General features: G+C 69.9%; 21 protein-coding genes. 10 read left to right on the top strand and 11 right to left on the bottom strand.

Annotated elements, in window-relative coordinates; genetic code table 11:
- Positions 1–104: 104 nt before the first annotated feature.
- From E3O23_RS05110 to E3O23_RS05100, 3 genes are all read right to left on the bottom strand, one after another.
- On the bottom strand, positions 105–1,763 hold the full coding sequence (locus E3O23_RS05110; RefSeq protein ID WP_134488810.1) for an ABC transporter substrate-binding protein: 1,659 nt from the start codon (positions 1,761–1,763) through the stop codon (positions 105–107).
- Between the two features lie 215 nt (positions 1,764–1,978).
- Positions 1,979–3,073, bottom strand: a complete 1,095-nt coding sequence (locus E3O23_RS05105; RefSeq protein ID WP_134488808.1) for a LacI family DNA-binding transcriptional regulator — start codon at positions 3,071–3,073, stop codon at positions 1,979–1,981.
- Positions 3,073–3,789, bottom strand: a complete 717-nt coding sequence (locus tag E3O23_RS05100; RefSeq protein ID WP_134488806.1) for a TetR/AcrR family transcriptional regulator — start codon at positions 3,787–3,789, stop codon at positions 3,073–3,075. The genes E3O23_RS05105 and E3O23_RS05100 overlap by 1 nt, the downstream gene beginning before the upstream one ends.
- 161 nt (positions 3,790–3,950) lie before the next feature.
- Between E3O23_RS05100 and kynA the strand changes: the two genes are divergently transcribed.
- The 5 genes from kynA to purQ all read left to right on the top strand — a co-directional run bounded on the left by kynA (position 3,951) and on the right by purQ (position 8,086).
- On the top strand, positions 3,951–4,805 hold the full coding sequence (kynA, locus tag E3O23_RS05095) for a tryptophan 2,3-dioxygenase (protein ID WP_134488828.1): 855 nt from the start codon (positions 3,951–3,953) through the stop codon (positions 4,803–4,805).
- The gene (locus tag E3O23_RS05090; protein ID WP_134488804.1) at positions 4,802–5,704 is read left to right on the top strand and encodes an amidohydrolase family protein; all 903 of its coding nucleotides are present in this window, start codon (positions 4,802–4,804) and stop codon (positions 5,702–5,704) included. The genes kynA and E3O23_RS05090 overlap by 4 nt, the downstream gene beginning before the upstream one ends.
- The gene (locus E3O23_RS05085) at positions 5,701–7,017 is read left to right on the top strand and encodes a kynureninase (protein ID WP_134488802.1); all 1,317 of its coding nucleotides are present in this window, start codon (positions 5,701–5,703) and stop codon (positions 7,015–7,017) included. The genes E3O23_RS05090 and E3O23_RS05085 overlap by 4 nt, the downstream gene beginning before the upstream one ends.
- A 101-nt stretch (positions 7,018–7,118) precedes the next feature.
- Positions 7,119–7,388: a phosphoribosylformylglycinamidine synthase subunit PurS gene (gene purS, locus E3O23_RS05080; protein WP_134488800.1), complete on the top strand. Its 270-nt coding sequence runs from the start codon at positions 7,119–7,121 to the stop codon at positions 7,386–7,388.
- Positions 7,388–8,086, top strand: a complete 699-nt coding sequence (gene purQ / locus E3O23_RS05075; protein WP_134488798.1) for a phosphoribosylformylglycinamidine synthase subunit PurQ — start codon at positions 7,388–7,390, stop codon at positions 8,084–8,086. The genes purS and purQ overlap by 1 nt, the downstream gene beginning before the upstream one ends.
- A 141-nt stretch (positions 8,087–8,227) precedes the next feature.
- Here the strand turns inward: purQ and mgrA are convergent, their stop codons facing one another.
- Positions 8,228–9,253: an L-glyceraldehyde 3-phosphate reductase gene (gene mgrA / locus E3O23_RS05070; protein WP_134488796.1), complete on the bottom strand. Its 1,026-nt coding sequence runs from the start codon at positions 9,251–9,253 to the stop codon at positions 8,228–8,230.
- Positions 9,254–9,425: 172 nt separating this feature from the next.
- Between mgrA and E3O23_RS05065 the strand changes: the two genes are divergently transcribed.
- From E3O23_RS05065 to purL, 3 genes are all read left to right on the top strand, one after another.
- Positions 9,426–9,896 (top strand): DUF3817 domain-containing protein, encoded by a 471-nt coding sequence (locus E3O23_RS05065; RefSeq protein ID WP_134488794.1) that lies wholly within the window; start codon positions 9,426–9,428, stop codon positions 9,894–9,896.
- 84 nt (positions 9,897–9,980) lie between these two features.
- Complete coding sequence (locus E3O23_RS05060; protein ID WP_134488792.1) at positions 9,981–11,606, top strand: AMP-binding protein; 1,626 nt, start codon at positions 9,981–9,983, stop codon at positions 11,604–11,606.
- A 44-nt stretch (positions 11,607–11,650) separates the two neighbouring features.
- Entirely contained in the window at positions 11,651–13,957 is a 2,307-nt protein-coding gene (gene purL, locus E3O23_RS05055; RefSeq protein WP_134488790.1) for a phosphoribosylformylglycinamidine synthase subunit PurL, read from the top strand.
- 112 nt (positions 13,958–14,069) lie between these two features.
- On the opposite strand, the gene E3O23_RS05050 is transcribed toward purL, so the two are convergent.
- The 7 genes from E3O23_RS05050 to E3O23_RS05020 all read right to left on the bottom strand — a co-directional run bounded on the left by E3O23_RS05050 (position 14,070) and on the right by E3O23_RS05020 (position 19,569).
- On the bottom strand, positions 14,070–14,426 hold the full coding sequence (locus E3O23_RS05050) for a DUF6804 family protein (protein WP_241983327.1): 357 nt from the start codon (positions 14,424–14,426) through the stop codon (positions 14,070–14,072).
- A gap of 126 nt (positions 14,427–14,552) precedes the next feature.
- Entirely contained in the window at positions 14,553–15,488 is a 936-nt protein-coding gene (locus E3O23_RS05045; RefSeq protein ID WP_134488789.1) for an SDR family NAD(P)-dependent oxidoreductase, read from the bottom strand.
- Positions 15,485–15,847: a chorismate mutase gene (locus tag E3O23_RS05040; RefSeq protein WP_134488787.1), complete on the bottom strand. Its 363-nt coding sequence runs from the start codon at positions 15,845–15,847 to the stop codon at positions 15,485–15,487. Before E3O23_RS05040 ends, E3O23_RS05045 begins: the two co-directional genes overlap by 4 nt.
- Before the next feature lie 42 nt (positions 15,848–15,889).
- Positions 15,890–16,822, bottom strand: coding sequence for a DMT family transporter (locus E3O23_RS05035; RefSeq protein WP_134488824.1), 933 nt, complete (start codon positions 16,820–16,822; stop codon positions 15,890–15,892).
- Between the two features lie 221 nt (positions 16,823–17,043).
- Positions 17,044–18,330: an adenylosuccinate synthase gene (locus E3O23_RS05030; RefSeq protein ID WP_134488785.1), complete on the bottom strand. Its 1,287-nt coding sequence runs from the start codon at positions 18,328–18,330 to the stop codon at positions 17,044–17,046.
- Positions 18,330–18,884, bottom strand: a complete 555-nt coding sequence (locus E3O23_RS18500; RefSeq protein ID WP_134488783.1) for a DUF3151 domain-containing protein — start codon at positions 18,882–18,884, stop codon at positions 18,330–18,332. Before E3O23_RS18500 ends, E3O23_RS05030 begins: the two co-directional genes overlap by 1 nt.
- Before the next feature lie 55 nt (positions 18,885–18,939).
- On the bottom strand, positions 18,940–19,569 hold the full coding sequence (locus E3O23_RS05020) for a TetR/AcrR family transcriptional regulator (protein ID WP_134488781.1): 630 nt from the start codon (positions 19,567–19,569) through the stop codon (positions 18,940–18,942).
- A gap of 131 nt (positions 19,570–19,700) precedes the next feature.
- Here E3O23_RS05020 and E3O23_RS05015 point away from each other — a divergent pair, with 131 nt between their 5' ends.
- Both E3O23_RS05015 and E3O23_RS05010 read left to right on the top strand, forming a co-directional pair.
- Positions 19,701–20,321, top strand: coding sequence for a P-loop NTPase family protein (locus tag E3O23_RS05015; protein ID WP_134488779.1), 621 nt, complete (start codon positions 19,701–19,703; stop codon positions 20,319–20,321).
- On the top strand, positions 20,318–21,040 hold a 723-nt coding region (locus E3O23_RS05010), incomplete at its 3' end, for a YhgE/Pip domain-containing protein (RefSeq protein ID WP_194088268.1). The genes E3O23_RS05015 and E3O23_RS05010, both read left to right, overlap by 4 nt.

Genomic DNA, 21,040 nt, shown 5'->3' with positions numbered 1-21,040 from the left:
TCCTTTCGTTCTGGAGCCTGGCGGTGAGGCCGGGTGAATCGGGGGATGCGAGAGCGCGGGCGGGACAGGGCTGCTGCCCCGCCCGCGATCGGGCCGGTGAGGTGCTACTCGGCCTTCTTCAGGTGCGTCAGGATCAGCAGCGGCGTCGAGTTCCAGGTGTTCGGCGGCGCGTAGGCGTCGTCGGCGCTGGGCCAGCCGGTGAAGTTCTTGTCGCTGTAGAGGCCCCAGAGTCCGCCGTAGAACATGCTGATCACCGGGAGCTGTTCGTACACGGCGGTCTGCAGCTCGGCGGCGATCTGCTTCTGCTCTTCCTCGCCGGTGGCGGCCTTGAGGTCCGCGAGCAGCACGTCGACCTTCGGGTCCTTGAATCGCTGGAAGTTCGCGGTCGTCGAGGTGCCGACGGGGGTCGCGAACTCGCTGTTCAGCAGGCGGTTGAAGTCCTCGAAGACGCTCCCGGTGCCGCCGAAGCCGGTGATCGCGATGTCGAAATCACCGTTGTTGAGGGCCTTGTAGTACGCGGCCGGCTGCGGCTGGCTGAGTTTGACGTCGATCCCGAGCTTCTTCAGCTGCGACTGGACCGTCTGCAGTCCCTGGAGCCAGTCGGTGTAGCCGTTGGCGGTCGTGATCGTGATCGTGAGCTGTTTGCCGGCCTTGTCGACGAGCTTGTCGCCCTTCTGGGTGTACCCGGCCTTCTTGAAGGCCGCGAGGGCCTTCTCGGGGTCCTGGCCGATGGCCCCGCCGTTCGGCAGGTCCTCGTTCAACCAGGCCTCCTGGTTGGGCAGGAGCAGACCGGACTGGCCGGCTGCTTCCACGTAACCCTGCTCGGCATCCTTGGCGATCTTGTCCCGGTCGAGCGCGAAGCTCAGTCCCTCGCGGAAGTTGACGTCGTTGAAGGGAGCCTTGGTGAGGTTCGGGAGCAGGGCGATCGTGCCTCCCGGGGGGAACCAGTAGCTGTTGTGCTGCTTGTCGGCGCTGACCCAGGTGCCCTCGACATCCGTCATGAACGCGTAGGCCCAGTCGTAGCCGTTCTTGACGACGTCGAGCTGGCTGTTGGCCGCGGGCAGCACGAGCTTCTCGACGGCGACCTTGTCGGCCTGCCAGTAGTCCTTGTTCTTCTTCAGCGTGTACTCGTTGGGCTTGAAGCTGTCGAGCACGTAGGGGCCGGTCGCGACGGGCTCCTCGTTCGTGAACGTCAGCGGGTCCTTCACGTCCTTCCAGATGTGCTCCGGGACGATCAGCTGCTGGTCGATGATGGCCGCGGCCGGGACATCCTCCGCCTTGAGGTGGAAGACGACGGTGTCGTCCTTCACCTCGAGGCTCTCGATGTGCTGCCAGGCGCCCTGCACGTCGAGGGCGGGGGTCGCCTTGATCAGGTTGAAGGTGAAGGCCACGTCGGCGGGGGTGAACGGGGTGCCGTCAGACCATTTCACGCCGGTGCGGATGTCGTACACGACGGTCTTCGCGTCGGGCAGGGTGTTCCCGGTGGCCAGGAACGGTGTCGCCTTGCCGTCGAGGGTGTTGATGACCTCGAGCGGCTCGTACATGTAGGTGGTGGCCACGCGCTTGCTCGGCGAGAACGGGTTGAAGTTCTTCTCGAACGTGGGTGAGCCGTTGTCCGCGGCGACGAGCATGGACCCGTCGGACTTGGCGGAATCGTCGGCCTTGTTCTTGACGTCGATGCTGCAGGCGCTGGTGGCCAGCACTGCAGTCACCCCGACAACGGCCAGGGCCGTCCGGGTGATACGCCCTCTCAGATGCTTCATTGCAGGTGAACTTCCTTCGTGTCGTCGTTGACTGTGGCTTCTGCGGCCGGCGGTGCAGCCCGGAACAGGAAAGCGTAAGGACGAGTGTAAGCGCATACATTCCATGCGGTCAAGACATTCCTCCCGCGCCCCCGGGCTGACTCGCGGAGAAAGTACCTTCGTTGCGCGGATGAGGGTACTTTTTCCGCAACTCAACGCGACGGCGCCTGCGCGGCTCAGGCGGACCCTTCGGAGCTTTCCCTGAGCAGCACCTGCACGGGCAGCCGCAGCGAGATGGGCGGCTGCTCGCGGTTGTCCAGCCGGCTGAGCATCGCCCGGACGGCGGCCCGGCCGAGGTCGACCATCGGCTGGTGCACGGTGGTCAGCCGCGGCGTCGACTGCCGGCCCGCCTCGATCCCGTCGAAACCGGTGACGATGACATCCTCCGGCACCCGGATGCCGCGCCGGCGCAACACGTCGAGCACGCCGAGGGCCATCTGGTCGTTGGAGCAGACCACGGCTCGCGGCAGTGCGCCGCCGCCGGCCACCAGGTCCTCGGCGATGGAGCGCGCCTGGAGCCGGGAGAAGTCCCCGCGCAGCAGCGGGAGCGCGGCAGCGTCGATGTCCCGGGAGGCCAGGGCCTGGACGAATCCCTCGTACCGTTCCGCGTCATCCGGGGAGTCGGCCGGGCCGGCGATGAAGACCGGGGCCCGCACGCCGTGCCGGTCGACCAGGTGCTCGGTCAGGGCGCGCATGCCTTCGACGTTGCTGACGCTGACGTGGTCGAAGTTGTCGCCGCGCCGGGGGCCGGCGACGAGCACCACCGGGATCCGCCGGGAGATGTGCACGAGCAGCTCATCGGGCACGCTCCGCGCCAAAACCGCCATCCCGTCGACGCGACCGGCGATGTCGCTGACCATTTCCTCGGGATTCGAGCCGCGGCCGACGCCGACGAGCAGCGCGAAGCCGCGGCGCCAGGCCTCGAGTTCGCTCCCGCGCAGCACCTCGTCGAAGTACAGGTTGGGCGGGCGCACCTCGCCCGAATCGGGCATATCGACGATGACGTTGACCGGCTCGGACTGGTTGAACTCGGCGTCGTCGAGCTCCTCCATGGCGTCGAACCCGGGGAAGTACAGGCCGAGCACGCCGGTGCGCCGGGCGGCCAGGCTTCGCGCACTCGCGCTCGGGACGTAACCGAGCTCCCGGACCGCGGCCAGGACATGCGCGCGGGTGGATGCGCGTACATCATCGGGACGACGAAGCACCCGGGAGACCGTCGCAATCGACACGCCCGCATGCGCGGCCACGTCGTAGACGGTGGGCGGCTTCATCAGGCGCCGGTCTCTTTCGCCGAACCGGATCGACGCGCCCCGACGCGCCTGGCCCGGCGCGACAGGCCGTGCACGGTCGCCTGGAATTCGCTCGGGCTGAGCGGCCTCCCCGGCAGCTTCGGGCGGTCACGGCCCGGTTCGCGCAGGCCGTCCAGCACGATCCCGAGCTGGCGGCGCCACTGGCCCGCGTAGCCGTCGCCGAGCGAGCCGAGCGAGCCGACCAGCGTCACGAGCAGGGCCAGGTCCACGGTCTCGACGTCGGCCCGAAGTTGCCCGTCGCGCTTGGCCTGGGCGACGAGCGACGCGATGAACTTGCCGAATTCGGCGGCGGGCTGCGCGGACGGGTCGACCGCGGCCATCCGCTTGAGGATGTGCGGCAGCGAGGGGTCGGCGACCAGCCACTCGGCGACCCGCTCCGCGTAGACGACCACGCCGTCCCACGCGCTCGGCGCGGCGGCGATTTCCTCGCGGACGGTCTCCAGCTGGGCGAGGGCGATGTCGTAGAGGGCGCGTACGAGGTCGTCCCTGGTCGGGAAGTTGCGGTACAGCGTGGCCACGCCGACGTCGGAGCGACGGGCGATCTCCTCGAGGGAGGCGTCGACGCCGTTCTGGGCGATCATCGCCCGCGCCTCGGTTATCAGGCGGTCCCGGTTTTGCCTGGCGTCGCGGCGCCTCGGCAGGGTCCCCTCCTGCGGGCCGCGTGAGGAAGAAGTCATGGCCTCGAGTCTAGGACCACCGGGCACAATCCACGGAGTGAATCCTCCGCCCGGGCGTCTCGCCGGCGCTGAAGCATGGCAAGCTCGTAACACTGAGAATTCAGACAATGGAACCTGGCATCGTGGCCACAAGCTCGCCCGGTTCGGAAATGGACGACCCCATGCCGGTTGAGCACAATACCCGCGAGTTCGACCCGGAGATCGTGACCGATTTCCGGGACCGGATGAGCTACGGCTCCTACCTCGCCCTCGACACCCTGCTCAGTGCGCAGAAGCCGGTCAGCACGCCAGAGCACCACTACGAGCTGCTCTTCATCATCCAGCACCAGACGACCGAGCTGTGGCTGAAGCTCGTGCTGCACGAACTCCGCGCGGCGATCGAGTTCCTGCGCACCGACCAGCTCGCGCCCGCCCTCAAGGCGATCGCCCGGGTCAAGCACATCCAGCGCACGCTGACCGAGCAGTGGTCGGTGCTGGCCACGCTCACCCCGACCGAATACGCCCAGTTCCGCGGGTTCCTCGGCAACTCCTCCGGCTTCCAGTCGTACCAGTACCGCGCGGTCGAGTTCGCGCTCGGCAACAAGAACCGCCGCATGCTCAGCGTCTTCGACAGCGACCCGGATGCGCACGCCCTGCTCACCGAGATGCTGGACGCCCCGAGCATCTACGACGAGTTCCTCCGCTACCTGCACCGCGCCGGCCACGACATCCCGTCCGCCGTGCTCGAGCGCGACGTCTCCGAGGCCTGGGTGCTGCACCCGGAACTCGTGCAGGTCTTCCGCCGGATCTACGAGAACGCGACGGAGCACTGGGCAGCCTACGAGGCGTGCGAGGAACTCGTCGACCTCGAGGACAACTTCCAGCTCTGGCGCTTCCGCCACCTCAAGACCGTGCAGCGCATCATCGGCATGAAGTCCGGAACCGGCGGATCGAGCGGCGCGGCGTTCCTGCAGAAGGCGCTGGAACTGACCTTCTTCCCGGAGCTCTTCGCCGTGCGCACGGAGGTCGGCACGTGAGCGGCACGGTCCTGCCCGGCTTCCTGGACGCCCATGTGCACCTGGCGCTGATCGATCCCACGGCCCTCGCCGCCGGCGGGATCGCCCGGGTCGTCGACCTCGGCGGCTGGACGCCGGAACCCGCCGCGTATAGCGGGACCGGCTCGCCGGTGCTCGCGGTCGCCCACGCGGGCCAGTTCCTCGCCGCTCCGGGAGGCTACCCCGGCGCCCAGTCGTGGGCTCCGGCCGGCAGCGTCTGCGAGGTGGCGACGCCGACGGAGGCCGCAGCGGCCGTCGACCGCCAGCTCGCGGGCGGCGCATCCGTGATCAAGGTAACCCTCAACTCGGCCGCCGGCCCGGTGCTCGCGGCCGACGTGCTCGCGGCGATCATCGCCCGGGCGCACGAGCGCTCCGTCCCGGTCGTGGCGCACGCGGAGGGCGTCGGCCAGGCCGTGCGCGCCTTCATCGCCGGCGTCGATGTGCTCGCGCACACCCCGTTCAGCGAACGCCTGGTGGACGAACTCGTCGACGCTATGGCCGGGCAGATGACCTGGATCAGCACCCTCGACATCCACGGCTGGGGCGAGCCCACCGACGACTTCGCCCGCGCCTCCGACAACCTGCGCCGCTTCCACGCGCACGGCGGTCGAGTGCTCTACGGCACCGACCTCGGAAACGGGCCCCTGCCGGTGGGGCTCAACCGCCGGGAGATCGACGCGCTGCTTCGCATCGGGATGTCGCCGGACGAGGTGCTCGGCGCCCTCACGTCCGCGTTCCCGGCCGCCGGCTCCGCGAGCGCGAACGGGCACGGCACCGTTAGCGTTGTACCCGGCGAGCGCCCGTCCGATCCGGCCGGGTTCGCCGAATGGGTGTGCACCGCACGCGCGCTCAGCCGCTCCGAGCTCGAGGAATACGTATGACTCCCAGCACCACCCCCGTCGTCGGCGGCGGCCTGGACGCCCACATCGCGTTCGCCCGGCGGATGGACCGCATCGACGGGCTCGCGCACTACCGGGCCAGGTTCGTCGGCACCGAGTCGGGCTACGATCCGGACGGGCCGCAGCCAAACCCCGTCGCCTACCTCGACGGCAACTCGCTCGGCCGGCCGACCCTGGCCAGTGTGGAGCGGATCACCGAGTTCCTGACCGGCGCCTGGGCCACCCGCCTGATCCGCGGCTGGGACGAGGAGTGGATGGAACTGCCGCTGAAGATCGGCGACGACCTCGGCCACGCCGCGCTCGGCGCCGCTCCCGGGCAGGTCTTCGTCGGCGATTCCACCACCGTGCTGCTCTACAAGCTCGCCCGGGCCGCCGTGGACTCGCGCCCGGGACGCACCGAGATCGTGCTCGACAGCGACAACTTCCCCACCGACCGTTACGTGCTCGAGGGCATCGCCGCCGAACGCGGGCTCACCCTCCGCTGGCTGCGGCCCGACCCGTCCGGTGGCGTCACCGTCGAGCAGGTGCGCCGGGCCGTGGGCCCGCAGACCTCGCTCGTGCTGCTCAGCCATGTCGCCTACCGCTCCGGTTTCCTGGCCGACATGCGCACGATCACCCAGATCGCCCATGCCGAGGGCGCGCTCGTGCTCTGGGACCTCAGCCACTCCGTCGGCTCGGTCCCGGTCGAGCTGGACCTCTGCGACGTGGACCTCGCCGTCGGCTGCTCCTACAAGTACCTGAACGGCGGGCCGGGCTCCCCCGCGTTCGGCTACGTGCGCAGCGACCTGCAGGACGTTCTCACCCAGCCGATCCAGGGGTGGATGGGCACGAAGGATGTCTTCACGATGGGCCCGGGGTACGTGCCGGCCACCGGCATCCGCCGTTTCATGAGCGGCACGCCGGCCGTCGTCGGGATGCTCGCGATGCAGGACACGATCGCGATGATCGAGGAGGCCGGGATGGAGCAGCTACGCGCGAAATCCGTGGCCCTGACCGAATTCGCCCTGACCCTCGTCGACGCCTGGCTGGCGCCGATGGGCGTGACCGTGGCGTCGCCGCGCGAGCACACCCACCGCGGCGGGCACCTCACGGTGAACCACCCGGCCATGCGCCAGGTCACGAAGACGCTGTGGGAGCACGACGTCATCCCCGACTTCCGCGCGCCCGACGGCCTGCGGATCGGCCTGTCGCCGCTGAGCACGAGCTTCGTCGAAACCTACGAGGGCGTCGCGGCGATCCGGGACGTTCTGCGGGGCATCCTGCTGGGCCAGAGCGGGCTCACCGCGGAAGTGTGACCCGGCCGCGGGGCCGGGCGGACCGAGGGCGGGCCTGCCGGCCGGGGGTGGGCCTGTAGAATTGGGGAATCCGCCCCCCGACGCCTCCGGAGTGAGCCCCCATGCCAACAATCGTCGTAGAAGTCATGCCCAAGGCCGAGCTGCTTGACCCCCAGGGAAAAGCCGTCGCCGGCGCCCTCGGTCGGCTCGGCAAGACCCGTTTCTCCGGCGTGCGCGTCGGCAAGCGGTTCGAGATCACCGTCGACGGGCACGTGGATGACGCCGTGCTCGCCGAGGTGCAGGAACTCGCCGACACCGTGCTCTCCAACTCGGTGATCGAAGACGTCGTCGGCATCCACGTGCTGGAGGCACCCGCCGGAGAGACACACTGATGCGCATCGGCGTCGTCACCTTCCCGGGCTCGCTCGACGACCGGGACGCGCAGCGCGCGGTCCGCCTCGCGGGCGCCGAGCCGGTCGCCCTCTGGCACGGCGAGCACGACCTGCACGGCGTTGACGCGCTCGTGCTGCCCGGCGGGTTCAGCTACGGCGACTACCTGCGCGCCGGCGCGATCGCGAGCCTCTCGCCGATCATGGCCGAGGTCATCGACGCCGCGAACAAGGGGATGCCGGTGCTCGGCATCTGCAACGGCTTCCAGATGCTCGCCGAGGCGCACCTGCTCGAGGGCGGGCTGATCCGCAACGACCACGGCCGGTTCATCTGCCGCGACCAGAAGCTGCGCATCGAGAACAACGCGACCGACTGGACCAGCGGATTCTCGGCCGGCCAGGAGATCACCATCCCGCTGAAGAACGGTGAGGGCGGCTTCACCGCCTCCGCCGAGACGATCGCCCGCCTCGAGGGTGAAGGCCGCGTCGTCGCGCGCTACCTCGAGGTCAACCCGAACGGTTCGCTGAACGACATCGCCGGCGTCTCGAACAGCCGCGGCAACGTCGTGGGCCTGATGCCACACCCCGAGCACGCGGTCGAGGCCGGCTTCGGCCCGGACACCTCCGACGCGATGCGCTCCGGCGTCGACGGGCTCACGTTCTTCGCTTCGGTGATCGAGCGGGCGCTGGTCTCCCGCTAGTCCGTCGGTCCCGGCGCCATCGCACCATCGCGTCCGTACGGCCCCGCGACATCGACTGTCGCCGATTGCGCCGAGAGTCGCCGTTCCTCCGGCGACTCTCGGCAGAAACGGCGACTCTCGGCGCAAGCAAGGTCGCGCGCGCTAGACGACGGCGCTCGACTCCGCCCAGAGGTTGATGTCCAGGTCGACGGCGTGTTCGTCGATCGCGGCGAGCTCGTCGGCGTCGAAGGCGAGGTTCGCGAGGGCCGCGACGTTCGTCTCCAGCTGCGCCACGGATGACGCGCCGACCAGCGCGGACGTGACCCCGCCCCGCAGCGCCCAGGCCAGCGCCAGCTGCGCAAGCGACTGCCCGCGGCCCGCCGCAATCTCGGTGAGCGCGCGGATGTGGCCGAGCGTCTCCTCGTTGATCATGCTTGTGCTCATCGAACCCGCCGACGCCGCGCGGGAGCCCTGCGGCACCCCGGTCAGGTAGCGGTCGGTCAGCAGCCCCTGCGCGAGCGGCGAGAACGCGATGCAGCCGGCGCCCAGGTCGGCGAGGGTGTCGAGCAGCCCGCCTTCGATCCACCGGTTGAACATCGAATACGACGGCTGGTGGATGAGCAGCGGAGTGCCCAGCTCGGCCAGGATCGCGGCCGCCTGCCTGGTGCGCTCCGGCGAGTAGGAGGAGATGCCGGCGTAGAGCGCCCGGCCGCTGGTGACCGCGGTGTGCAGGGCCCCCATGGTCTCCTCCAACGGGGTGTCGGGGTCGGCGCGGTGCGAGTAGAAGATGTCGACGTAGTCCAGGCCCATCCGGTCGAGCGACTGGTCGAGGCTGGAGAGCAGGTACTTGCGTGAGCCGAAGTTGCCGTACGGCCCCGGCCACATGTCGTAGCCGGCCTTGGTCGAGACGAGCATCTCGTCGCGGTGGGCGGTGAAGTCCTCACGGAAGATCCGGCCGAAGTTCGTCTCGGCGCTGCCGTACGGCGGGCCGTAGTTGTTGGCCAGGTCGAAGTGCGTGATCCCGAGGTCGAAGGCGCGGCGCAGGATCGCCCGCTGGGTGTCGATCGGCTTGTCATGGCCGAAGTTCTGCCACAGGCCGAGCGAGATCGCGGGCAGCTGGAGGCCGCTCCGACCGGTTCGTCGGTACGGCATGGACTCGTATCTGGTGTCAGCGGCAGCGTAGGTCATCCGTCAATCGTGGCAGACCGCAGCCGCAGCCGCGGTCGCGGTCGCGGTCGCGGTCGCGGACGCGGACGGCGGGCGCGAGCCCGACGCTCCACCTTTCGACGGATGCGCCCGCCGCGGCACTCCTGCGAAGATCGAAGCTCCCCCTTCGAGCCCCATCTGGAGTGATGCCCCCGTGTCTCCGCGCCTGTTCTACCGCACCATCGCCATCGCCGAGGCGGTGACCTGGACCCTCCTGCTCACCGGGATGCTGCTCAAGTACGTGCTCCTGCCCGGCAACACGGGCGACCTGGCGCTGCGCGTCGGCGGCACCCTGCACGGCCTGGTGTTCATCGCCTACGGCATGACCGCCGTGCTCGTGGGCGTCAACCAGCGCTGGAGCGCGCGGCTCATCGTCGCCGCGCTCGTCACCGCGGTCATCCCGTACGCGACGATTCCCTTCGACCGCCTGCTCGAACGCCGCGGCAGGCTGGGGGGCGACTGGCGCCGCAGCGTGACCGACGACCCCCGCGACCAGACCCGGCTGAGCGTGCTCCTGCGCTGGATGCTCAACCGTCCGGTGCTGCTCGGCGCTCTCTTCGTGGTCGGCCTCGTGACGATCATGGCGACGCTGCTGATCATCGGCCCTCCCGGCGGCAGGGCATAACGACGCCCACACAGGAGGCGCACCTGGCGGGGAGGTAGCCTGTCCGGACGCTCAATCCGAGCGCCGTGTCAAAGGAGACCATTCGTGTTCACGAGCCCGTATCCCGACGTCGACATCCCCGACCTGAGCATCTTCGATTATCTCTTCGGGGACATCGAAGACACCGACCTCGATCGTGTCGCCATCGTCGACGGGGCAACCGGAGCCGCCACCAGCTACCGCACCCTGATCGGACAGATCAACCGGATCGCCGGTGCCCTCGCGGCCCGCGGAGTCGCGCCCGGCACGGTCGTCGGACTGCTCTGCCCGAACATTCCGGCCTTCGCGAGCGTCTTCCACGGCATCCTCCGCGCCGGGGGAAGCGTCACCACCATCAACTCGCTGTACACGCCGGAGGAGATCCAGCGCCAGCTCGAGGACTCCGGGGCGGAGCTGCTCCTGACGGTGTCACCGCTGCTCGGCGGGGCCCGTTCGGCGGCGCAGGCCGCCGGAATCGACGACGAGCGGCTGATCGTGCTCGACGGCGCGGCGGGGCATCCCTCGCTCGCCGACTTGCTGGCCCAGGGAGCGGATGCCCCGCGCGTCTCGTTCGACCCGGCCAGCCACGTTGCCGTGCTCCCGTATTCCTCCGGCACGACGGGCCGGCCGAAGGGCGTGCGGCTCAGCCACCGCAATCTCGTGGCCAATGTGCAGCAGGCGCGCGACCTGATCGGCGTCGTCCCGGACGACCGGGTGCTCGCGCTGCTGCCGTTCTTCCACATCTACGGCATGACGGTGCTGCTCAACCTGGCGTTCAAGCAGCGCGCCGCGCTGGTGACCATGGCGAAGTTTGATTTCGCCGAGTTCCTGCGGATCATCCAGGACCAGCGCTGCAGCTACGTGTTCATTGCGCCGCCGATCGCGGTGGCCATCGCGAAGCATCCGCTCGTCGAGTCGTACGACCTGTCGAGCGTGCACACGATCCTGTCCGGCGCCGCCCCGCTGAGCGGCGAGCTGGCCGACGCGGTGTCGACCCGCCTCGGCTGCCGGGTGCTGCAGGGCTACGGGATGACCGAGGCCAGCCCGGTGTCGCACCTGATCCCGATCGACGCGCCGCAGCTCTCCCGCGCCTCGGTGGGGGTGACGCTGCCCAACATGGCGTGCCGGCTCGTCTCCACCGAGACGGGCGAGGAGATCCCCGTGCCCGCCGACGGCGTGAGCGAGCCGGGCGAACTCCTCGTGCGCGGGCCGAACGTCATGCTCGGCTACCTGAACAACGACGAGGCCACCCGCGACACGATCGATGCGGAGGGTTTCCTGCACACCGGGGACATCGCCACGGTCGGCGCGGGCGGCGAGGTCACCATCGTCGACCGCAGCAAGGAGCTGATCAAGTACAAGGGCTACCAGATCGCCCCGGCCGAACTCGAGGCCCTGCTGCTCACCCACCCGCACATCAGCGATGCCGCCGTGATCGGGGTCCTGGATGCCGACGGGCAGGAAATCCCCAAGGCCTTCGTCGTCCTGGTCGCCGAGGCCCTGGTGCACGGGGACCACGTGATCGCGTTCGTGGCCGAACGGGTCGCGCCACACAAGAAGGTGCGCGTGGTCGAGTTCATCGACGTCATTCCGAAGTCCGCCTCCGGCAAGATCCTGCGCAAAGACCTGCGTGTGCGGCACGCGGAGGCGGCGGCCGCGGCAACCGAAGTGACCCGGAGGCCGGGCAGGTAGACTTGGCGGGTCAAACATCCGTTATCCCTGGGAGAACGCCACTCGTGACCGCTGTTTCCACCACACACTCCCGCGGCGTCGCTGACACCGTTTCGAACGCCATCGCCACTCCGGGGAAGGAACAGCCGTTCGACGCGCTGGGCCTGACTCCCGGCGAGTACCAGGAGATCCGCGAGATCCTCGGCCGCCGCCCGACGAGCGGCGAACTCGCCATGTACTCGGTCATGTGGAGCGAGCACTGCTCGTACAAGAGCTCCAAGATCTACCTGCGCCAGTTCGGCGAGAAGGTCACCCCGGCCATGAAGAAGAACCTCATGGTCGGCATGGGCGAGAACGCCGGTGTGCTGGATGTCGGCGAGGGCTGGGCGGTCACCTTCAAGATCGAATCGCACAACCACCCCTCCTACATCGAGCCGTTCCAGGGTGCCGCGACCGGCGTCGGCGGCATCGTGCGCGACATCATCTCGATGGGCGCCCGCCCGGTCGCCGTGATGGACGCCCTCCGCTTCGGCGACATCGACGACCCGGACACCGCCCGCGTCGTGCACGGCGTCGTCTCCGGCATTTCCTTCTACGGCAACTGCCTCGGCCTGCCCAACATCGGCGGCGAGACCTGGTTCGACAAGGTCTACCAGGGCAACCCGCTCGTCAACGCGCTCTCCGTCGGCGTGCTCCGGCACGAGGACCTGCACCTGGCCAACGCCACCGGCGCTGGCAACAAGGTCGTGCTCTTCGGTGCCCGCACCGGCGGCGACGGCATCGGCGGAGCATCCATCCTCGCCTCCGACACGTTCAGCGAAGGCGGGCCGACCAAGCGCCCCGCCGTGCAGGTCGGCGACCCGTTCGCCGAGAAGGTGCTCATCGAGTGCTGCCTCGAGCTGTACCGCGACAAGCTGGTCGAGGGCATCCAGGACCTGGGCGCCGCGGGCATTTCCTGCGCGACCAGCGAGCTGGCGTCCAACGGCGACGGCGGCATGTACGTCGAACTCGACAAGGTGCTGCTGCGCGACCCGACCCTCACGGCCGAAGAGATCCTGATGAGCGAGAGCCAGGAACGGATGATGGCCATCGTCACGCCCGACAAGCTCGCCGGCTTCCTCGCCGTCACGGCGAAGTGGGATGTCGAAACCAGCGTGCTCGGCGAGGTCACCGACTCCGGCCGGCTGATCATCGACTGGCACGGCGAAGAGATCGTCAACGTCGACCCGCGCACCGTCGCCGTCGACGGCCCGGTGTACGAGCGCCCCGTCGCCTATCCGAGCTGGATCGACGCGCTCCAGGCCGACACGGCCTCCGCCCTGCCTCGCCCGACCGACGCCGCCTCGCTCGAGGCCCAGTTCCTCGCCCTGCTCGGCTCGCCGAACCTGGCCGACCCGAGCTGGATCACCGACCAGTACGACCGCTACGTGATGGGCAACACCGCCCTCTCCTTCCCCGACGACGGCGGCATGATCCGCATCGACGAGGAGTCCGGGCTCGGCTTCGTCATCGCGACCGACGCCAACGGCCGCTACTGCCAGCTCGACCCGTACCGCGGCGCGCAGCTGGCCCTCGCCGAGGCGTACCGCAACGTGGCCGTCACCGGCGCGGTGCCGGCCGGCATCAGCGACTGCCTCAACTTCGGCTCCCCGGAGAACCCCGAGGTCATGTGGCAGTTCAAGCGGGCCGTCGAGGGCCTCGCCGACGGATGCCTCGAGCTCGAGATCCCCGTCACCGGCGGCAACGTCTCGTTCTACAACCAGACCGGCGACCAGCCGATCCACCCGACCCCCGTCGTCGCCGTGCTCGGCGTGATCGACGACGTCGCCCGCCGCGTGCCGAGCGGCTGGCAGGACGACGGACACAACATCTACCTGCTCGGCATCACCCGCGAGGAGCTGGACGGGTCCGCTTGGGCCGGCGTCATCCATGACCACCTGGGCGGGCTCCCGCCGGAGGTCGACCTCGGCCGCGAGGCAGCCCTGGCCGGGCTGCTGCACGCCGCCAGCCAGCAGGGACTCGTCGACAGCGCCCACGACCTCGGCGCGGGCGGGCTCGCCCAGACCCTCGCCGAGGCAGTGCTCCGGTTCGGGGTCGGCGCCCGGGTCTGGCTCGGCGACATCTGCGAGCGCGACGGCATCGACGCATCCGTCGCCCTGTTCTCGGAGTCGACCGGACGCGTGATCGTGAGCGTGCCCCGCGAAGACGACGTGAAGTTCCTCGGCCTGTGCGAGGGGCGCAACTACCCGGTGCTGCGCATCGGCGTGACGGATGCCTCGGCGCCGGTCCTGGAGATCCAGGACCACTTCACCGTGCCGCTGGCCGAACTGCAGAGCCGCCACCGCGGCACGCTGCCGTCCCGGTTCGCCTAACGCGCGCTGCCCGCACACCCCGTTTTTCGCGGTCAGTTGCGGACAAAGTACCTTCCGCTTCACAACGAAGGTACTTTCTCCGCAACTGAGCCCCCGCGAGTCAGGTAGAGACTCAGTCCTTGTGGACGGGCACCCTGGTGACCACTCCGCAGACGATGAACACGATCGCGGCGATGAACTGGGCGGACACCCAGCCCTGGCCGTGCAGCTCGATCACGACGATCGGGTTCCAGAGCACGGCGATCGGCACGAGCCCGAGCAGCCACCACCAGGCCTTCGCCTGGATCACGAAGACGCAGAGGATCAGCGCGAGGATGCTGACGATGTAGCGGATGACGATGAAGCCGTCGACGTCCAGCAGCGCGAGCCCGCCGAGCAGCGCTATCGCGCCGAGCAGGCCGGGTGCGAGAGCGGAGCGCGTGAACGTCGGCTCGGCGGGTGTTCCCATGGGACGTTTGTCGGCGCGCATCCTCTCACCCTACCGAGGCCAACCCCGCTCGCCGAACCGTGAGTTTGGCACCTTCCCGGGCCGCACGAAGGTGCCGAACTCACAGTTCGGCGAGCTGGGGTGGGGGTGGGAGCTCGGCTGGACGGGTCAGGCGCGGAAGGGGGCGCCGAGGAAGGCCTCGGAGCGCGACCAGAGCCGGGCCGCGATCGCGAGGTCGCGGGAGGTGCGGGTGGGCGCCTGCCGGGCCGGGCGGCCGCGGATGAGCCAGCGCGGGCCGTAGTACTGGCCTCCGGCGGCCCGCGGGTCGACGGCGGCGCGCACGATCGGCCACGCGCCCTGGTGCTTGCCCTGGGCGCCGAGCAGGAGCTGCAGGCCGTCGATGGCGCGCTTGTCGCGAGCCGGCTCGTTGACGCCCGGGATGCCGGGGGTCAGGCCCGAAATGGAGTAGCCGGGGTGCGCGACCAGGGACTGGACCCCGGCCGGGCCGCCGAGGCCGGACTCACGCAGCCGCCGGTCGAGCTCGAAGCCGAACACCTGCGTCGCGATCTTGGACTGCGCGTACGCCTTCCAGAGGTCGTAACCGGTCTCGAGCTGCAGGTCATCCAGCGCCGAGTCCATCAGGCGCGTGATCATCGACCCGAGCGCGACCACCCGGCTGCCGGGCGTGCGCAGCAGGGCCGGCAGCACCCGCGCGGTGAGGGCGAAGTGGCCGAGGTAGTTGGTGGCGAAGACGAGTTCGTTGCCGTCGGGGCTCACCTGCCGGTCGCGCGGCGGGTGCACGATCCCGGCGTTGAGGATGAGGCCGTCGATGCGGGGGAATTGCAGCAGCGACTCCGACGCCGTGCGCACCGAGTCCAGGTCCGCGACGTCGAGGGTGATGGTCGAGACGGATGCGCCCGGCACGCGCGCGCGGAGGGCAGCGAGCGCGGCATCCGCCCGGTCAGGGTTGCGGCAGGCGAGGACGACCTGAGCCCCGGCGGCGGCGAGCTGCTCGCTGGTGAAGTAGCCGAGGCCGGCGTTGGCGCCGGTGACGACGAACGTCTTCCCGGCCTGCGAGGGGAGCGCCCGGGGGTCCCAGCTCACGGAGCGGGGGTCGAGGCTGCCGAACCGCCGGCGGAGGAGTCCTGCCCGGCGATCTGCACGTGGTGGTGGATGACCTCGGCGATGATGAAGTTGAGGAACTTCTCGGCGAAGGCCGGGTCGAGCCGGGCGTCCTCGGCGAGTCCGCGGAGACGCTGGATCTGCAGCAGTTCGCGGGCCGGGTCGGCCGCGGGCAGCCCGTGCCTGGCCTTCAGCCGCCCCACCTGCTGCGTGCACTTGAACCGCTCGGCCAGCAGGTGGATCAGCGCGGCGTCAATGTTGTCGATGCTCTGACGGAGGCTGAGCAGCTCGTCGTGGGCATCCTCCCCGGCGGGTGCGGGCAGATCTTCGTGTGCGGCCATACTTCGACGATAATGCACTCGCGGCAGGCCCCGGCCCCACCCTCACCCTCGAACGGCGGGAGCCGGCTCGGCGGGCGTCGCGGGCTGCGGGACGGCGCCCCGGCGGCGCGGGCTCAGCCGGATCCGCTTCTGGGTGAGCAGGATGCCGACCAGCACGAGCAGGGCACCGACCGGTTCGTGCCAGGAGAAGGTTTCGGCCAGGACGAGGACGCCGAGCACGACGCCGACGACGGGCGTCACGTAGGTGACGGTCGACGCGTTCGTGGGCCCCCAGGCTCGCAGGACGTTGATGTTCCAGATGTAGGCCAGGCCGGTGCCGAGGGCGCCGAGGGTGAGCAGGCTGAGCACGATCGGCCAGCTCAGCGACACGGGTTGCCAGGCGAGCACCGGGGTGAGCAGCAGCATGATGACGCCGCCGATGCCGATGTTGAGGAAGGCGAAGGTGGCCCCCGCGATCGGCCGGCCGCTGAGGTGCTTGCGGGTGTAGCTGAAGGTGAAGCCGTAGCAGACGGCCGCGCCGAGGCAGGCCAGCTGGCCCCAGAGGTCGCCGGTCAGGGCCGCGTAACGCCAGGGCGCGATGATCACGAGCACGCCGAGGATGCCGACGAGCACGCCGACCGCCTGGCCGCGGCCGAGGCGCTCCACCCGGAAGGCGAGCGTGGCCATCACCGCCGTCATGATCGGCGTCACCGCGTTGTAGATGCTCGCCAGGCTCGACGACACGTACTGCTCCGCCCAGGCGAAGAGGAGGTGCGGGACGACGCATCCGCTGATCGCGATCACGATGAAGTGCAGCCAGACGACACGCTCACGCGGCAGCACGGGCCCGCCCGCGATGCGGGGGCGGGTGACCAGCACGATCAGGCCGAGCGTGAGCCCGCCGAGCACGAGCCTGGACCAGGCGATCTGCCCGAAGCTCACGCCGTCGAGGGCGATCTTCATGAACAGGAAACTGGCACCCCAGACCACACCCATCCCCAGGAATTGAAGGGTGACGAGGGTCTTGCCTGCTGCCGCTGTATCGTTCACCAGCCGACACTACCGCGCCCCGCGGACCCCCGAATCGGGTTCCGGCCGCGATGTCCGGAATCCGCCGATCCCTGGCCGTTCCTCACCCCCGCGAAACCGCAGTTGTGCGCCTTATTCGCGACGAATGACGCGCACAACTGCGGTTTCGCGGGGAGAAAAGGCGGGGGTCAGCCGATCAGGTCGTGGCGCACGACGATGGCCTCGCGGTCGGGGCCGACGCCGATCGCCGAGATCCGGGAGCCGCTCATCGCCTCGAGCGCGAGCACGTAGTCCCGGGCGTTCTTGGGCAGGTCGTCGAACGAGCGCACGCCGGTGATGTCCTCGGTCCAGCCGGGGAAGTCCTCGTAGACGGGCTTCGCGTGGTGGAAGTCCGACTGCGACACCGGCACCTCGTCGAAACGCACGCCGTCGACCTCGTAGGCGACGCAGACCGGGATGGTCGCAAGGCCGGTGAGCACGTCGAGCTTGGTGAGGACGAAGTCGGTGACACCGTTGATCCGCGCCGTGTACCGGGCGATCGGGGCGTCGTACCAGCCACAGCGCCGCGGACGGCCCGTGGTGGTGCCGAACTCGAAGCCGTTGGCGCGGAGGAACTCGCCCGAGTCGTCGAACAACTCGGTCGGGAACGGGCCCGCGCCGACGCGGGTCGTGTACGCCTTGACGACGCCGATGACGCGGTCGATCCGGTTGGGGGCGACGCCGGAACCGGTCACCGCGCCTCCGGACGTGGCATTGGACGAGGTGACGAACGGATAGGTGCCGTGGTCGACATCCAGCATCGTGGCCTGGCCGCCCTCGAACAGCACGGTCTTGCCGGCGTCGAGCGCCTGGTGCAGCAGCAGCGCGGTGTCTTCGACCATCGGCCGCAGGCGCTCCGCGTAGCCGAGCAGGTCGTCGACGACCTCGTCGACGGTGATCGCCCGGCGGTTGTAGACCTTGACGAGCATATGGTTCTTCTGGGCGAGGGCGCCCTCGACCTTTTGGCGCAGGATGTTCACGTCGAACAGGTCCTGCACGCGGATGCCGACCCGGTTGATCTTGTCGGCGTAGGTCGGCCCGATGCCGCGGCCGGTCGTGCCGATCTGGCGCTTGCCGAGGAAGCGCTCGGTCACCTTGTCCAGGGTGCGGTGGTACTGGGTGATGACGTGCGCGTTGGCGCTCACCTTGAGCCGGGAGACGTCCACCCCGCGGGAGCTGAGCGCGTCGAGCTCCTCGAAGAGCACCTCGATGTCGACGACCACGCCGTTGGCGATGACCGGCGTGACGCCCGGCGAGAGGATGCCGGAGGGCAGCAGGTGCAGGGCGTACTTCTCGTCGCCGACGACGACGGTGTGCCCGGCGTTGTTTCCGCCGTTGAACTTGACGACGTAGTCGACGCGGCTTCCGAGCAGGTCGGTCGCCTTGCCCTTACCCTCGTCGCCCCACTGGGCTCCGATCAGAACGATCGCTGGCATTAGTTGTCTCCTCGGATGACGAAGGCTTCGGTGGGCGGGGCCGGGTCGGTGCCGGGCGGGGTGGCAGGCGCGCTGCCGGGCGACGAATGCCGGCCGGCGGCGGGCGCGACCACCCGGATGATCTGGGTCTCGGTGTGCTCGTGCTCGAACCTGTTGATGACGCTCGGGTCCGCGCCGTTCAGGAAGGTCGTGAGCCGCTCCACCTCGTCGGTCTCGCCGATCTCGGCGGCGGCCCGGCGCAGGGCGAAGAGCGCGCGCAGCACGCCGCGGTTGGGTTCGTGCGACCACGGGATCGGGCCCTGGCCGCGCCATCCGGCCTTGCGCAGCGAGTCGAGGCCGCGGTGATAGCCGACCCGCGCATAGGCGTAGGACTCGAGCGTGCGGCCCTCCGCATGGGCGGCATCGGCCAGCGTGGCCCAGGCCAGGGACGAGGTCGGATGCGCAGCGACGACGTCGGGGATTCCGCGGCCGCCGGTTCGACTGAGCGCCGCGATCACCTCGGGTTCCGGGGGAAGGAGGGTCTCGGGCTGGTCGAGCAGATTGGCGCCGGTCACACCCCATGCTACCAAGACCCCCTCCGTCACCTCCGCGAATCGGCAGTCGTGCGCGTTATCGGGGGGTTTTAGCCTGCACAACTGCGGGTTCGCGGGACCGGCCGAACGTGGCGAGGACGGCGTCGACCACATCGGCCTGGGGCCGGTCCGGGTCGGAGACGAGCCATTCGAGGCCGGCCATCAGGGTGGCCCCGAACACGCTGGCCGCCATCAGCTGGGTCGACCAGGTGACGGATGCCCCGGGGTCCTGCCCCGCGGGCACGGATCGTTCCCGGCCGGCCCCGTCGATCGCCGCCGCGAACTCGGCGAGCGCCTCATGCCGGAACGCGAAGGAGGTTTCCTGCCAGGGCCGGTCCGTGCGGAAGATGTCCCCCGCGATGACCCTGGCCAGGGGGGTATTGGCCTTGATCCGGCCCAGCAGGGTCGTGACGAGCGCCTCGATCGCCGCCTCGCCCTGGGCGCCCGCCCGCGCCTCGCGCAGGGCTTCGGTCAGCGCGCTCATGCCCTCGAGCATGAGCCCCTCGAAGAGCTGGTCCTTGGAGGAGAAGTTGTAGTACAGGCTGCCCTTGGCCACCCCGGCGCGCTCGGCGACGTCGTCCATCGTGGTGCCGCTGATGCCGCGCTCGGCGGCCAGCTGCAGTGCGGCATCCAGGATGGCCCGCTTGGTTCCGGTTGTTCGCGCCATGTCGCCCCTTGTTGGTGTGCGGTTGTTTTTGTACTGACTAGTCAGTATATTGGATCTCGGCCCTCGCTGCCATGGCGCACCCGCCGGGACACCCCGGCCACGGGAGCCCCACATCGACGAACGAAGGCAGCATGCTCATCACCCTCACGGCGGTCACGAAAGGCCCACGGCACTCGGCCCTCCCGCCCACGACGCTCGAATTCGGCAGCGGCACCGTCACGCTCGCGCGCGCCGAAACCGAGCGCCGGCCCACCGTGCTCGGGCTGATCGCCTCCGGACGGATGCGGCCGGACACGGGCAGCGTGCTGCTCGACGGCCACGCCGACTACTCCGGCATGCGCCGCCGCATCGCCCTGGTCGACGCGCTCGGCGTCTCGGACCCGGCGGCGGATGTCACCGTGGCCGAGGTCGTCGCCGAGGAACTCATGTTCGCCGGACGCCTCGGCCATCCCCGGGCGGTCTCCCGGGTGTTCGCCGACCTGGGCCTGGCCGACCGGGACCGCTCGGACATGGCCGACCTGGCTCCGCTCGCGCGTATCCGCCTGCTGACCGAGCTGGCGGTCATGCGTGGCGGGGTGGACGGCCTCGTGATCACCTCGCCCGACCGGCACGGCGGCGATCCGCTCGACTGGTGGCAGGCCGCCGGCGACCTGGCCGAACGGGGCTACGCCGTGCTCGCGATCGCCGGCGAGGCCTCGGCACACGCCGTCGCCGGGCACGCCGTCGCCGGGCACGAAGGAGCTGCCGAATGAAGGTCTTCTCGATGATCCGCGCCGAACTCGCGCGGCTGACCGCCACGACGATGTCCCGCATCGCCCTCGCGGCCCTCATGCTCGTACCGGTGCTCTACGGCGGCCTCTACCTCTGGGCCAACCACGACCCATACTCGGGCCTCGATCGCGTGCCGGTCGCCCTCGTCGTGGCCGACACGGGCGGTACGGTCGACGGCGCCGAACGCAACTACGGAGACGAGGTCGCCGACCAGCTCATCGACGATCGCGCGTTCGCGTGGCATCGGGTGTCCGCGGCGACGGCGCAGGCCGGCGTGACCGACTCGACCTACGACTTCGCCGTCACCCTCCCCGCCGACTTCTCCGCTGCCCTCGCCTCTCCCTCCGGCGATTCCCCGCGGCAGGCCGACGTCACGCTCACCACCAATGACGCGAACAGCTTCCTCTCCTCGACCATCGGCAGCCAGGCCGCCAAGGCGCTGCGCGCGGCCATCGTGGAGAAGGTCAACGAGCAGGCCGCCGGCCGCTTCCTGTTCGGGCTCTCCGACATCCGCACCAGCCTGACCGCGGCGGCCGACGGCGCGGCGAAGGCCACGGATGGCACCGTCGCCGCCCACACCGGCAGCGAGCGGCTCGCCACCGGCGCCGCCACCCTCGCCGACGGCACGGGACGGCTCGCCGACGGCACGAGCGGGGTTGCCGCCGGGGCGGCCGGCGTCGCCACGGGCGCGGACGAGCTC

The organism is Cryobacterium tagatosivorans (assembly GCF_004402215.1).
GTDB classification, from domain to species: Bacteria; Actinomycetota; Actinomycetes; order Actinomycetales; family Microbacteriaceae; genus Cryobacterium; species Cryobacterium tagatosivorans.
Note: the sequence above shows the minus strand (reverse complement) of the source record. Positions and strands in the feature narration are given on the sequence as shown.

What these genes read in the sequence shown, in the direction of transcription:
- E3O23_RS05110 (WP_134488810.1), bottom strand. Translation starts at nt 1,763, where the DNA reads ATGAAGCATCTGAGAGGGCGTATCACCCGGACGGCCCTGGCCGTTGTC.
- E3O23_RS05105 (WP_134488808.1), bottom strand. Translation starts at nt 3,073, where the DNA reads ATGAAGCCGCCCACCGTCTACGACGTGGCCGCGCATGCGGGCGTGTCG.
- E3O23_RS05100 (WP_134488806.1), bottom strand. Translation starts at nt 3,789, where the DNA reads ATGACTTCTTCCTCACGCGGCCCGCAGGAGGGGACCCTGCCGAGGCGC.
- kynA (WP_134488828.1), top strand. Translation starts at nt 3,951, where the DNA reads ATGCCGGTTGAGCACAATACCCGCGAGTTCGACCCGGAGATCGTGACC.
- E3O23_RS05085 (WP_134488802.1), top strand. Translation starts at nt 5,701, where the DNA reads ATGACTCCCAGCACCACCCCCGTCGTCGGCGGCGGCCTGGACGCCCAC.
- purS (WP_134488800.1), top strand. Translation starts at nt 7,119, where the DNA reads ATGCCAACAATCGTCGTAGAAGTCATGCCCAAGGCCGAGCTGCTTGAC.
- purQ (WP_134488798.1), top strand. Translation starts at nt 7,388, where the DNA reads ATGCGCATCGGCGTCGTCACCTTCCCGGGCTCGCTCGACGACCGGGAC.
- mgrA (WP_134488796.1), bottom strand. Translation starts at nt 9,253, where the DNA reads ATGACCTACGCTGCCGCTGACACCAGATACGAGTCCATGCCGTACCGA.
- E3O23_RS05050 (WP_241983327.1), bottom strand. Translation starts at nt 14,426, where the DNA reads ATGCGCGCCGACAAACGTCCCATGGGAACACCCGCCGAGCCGACGTTC.
- E3O23_RS05040 (WP_134488787.1), bottom strand. Translation starts at nt 15,847, where the DNA reads ATGGCCGCACACGAAGATCTGCCCGCACCCGCCGGGGAGGATGCCCAC.
- E3O23_RS05035 (WP_134488824.1), bottom strand. Translation starts at nt 16,822, where the DNA reads ATGGGTGTGGTCTGGGGTGCCAGTTTCCTGTTCATGAAGATCGCCCTC.
- E3O23_RS05030 (WP_134488785.1), bottom strand. Translation starts at nt 18,330, where the DNA reads ATGCCAGCGATCGTTCTGATCGGAGCCCAGTGGGGCGACGAGGGTAAG.
- E3O23_RS05020 (WP_134488781.1), bottom strand. Translation starts at nt 19,569, where the DNA reads ATGGCGCGAACAACCGGAACCAAGCGGGCCATCCTGGATGCCGCACTG.
- E3O23_RS05015 (WP_134488779.1), top strand. Translation starts at nt 19,701, where the DNA reads ATGCTCATCACCCTCACGGCGGTCACGAAAGGCCCACGGCACTCGGCC.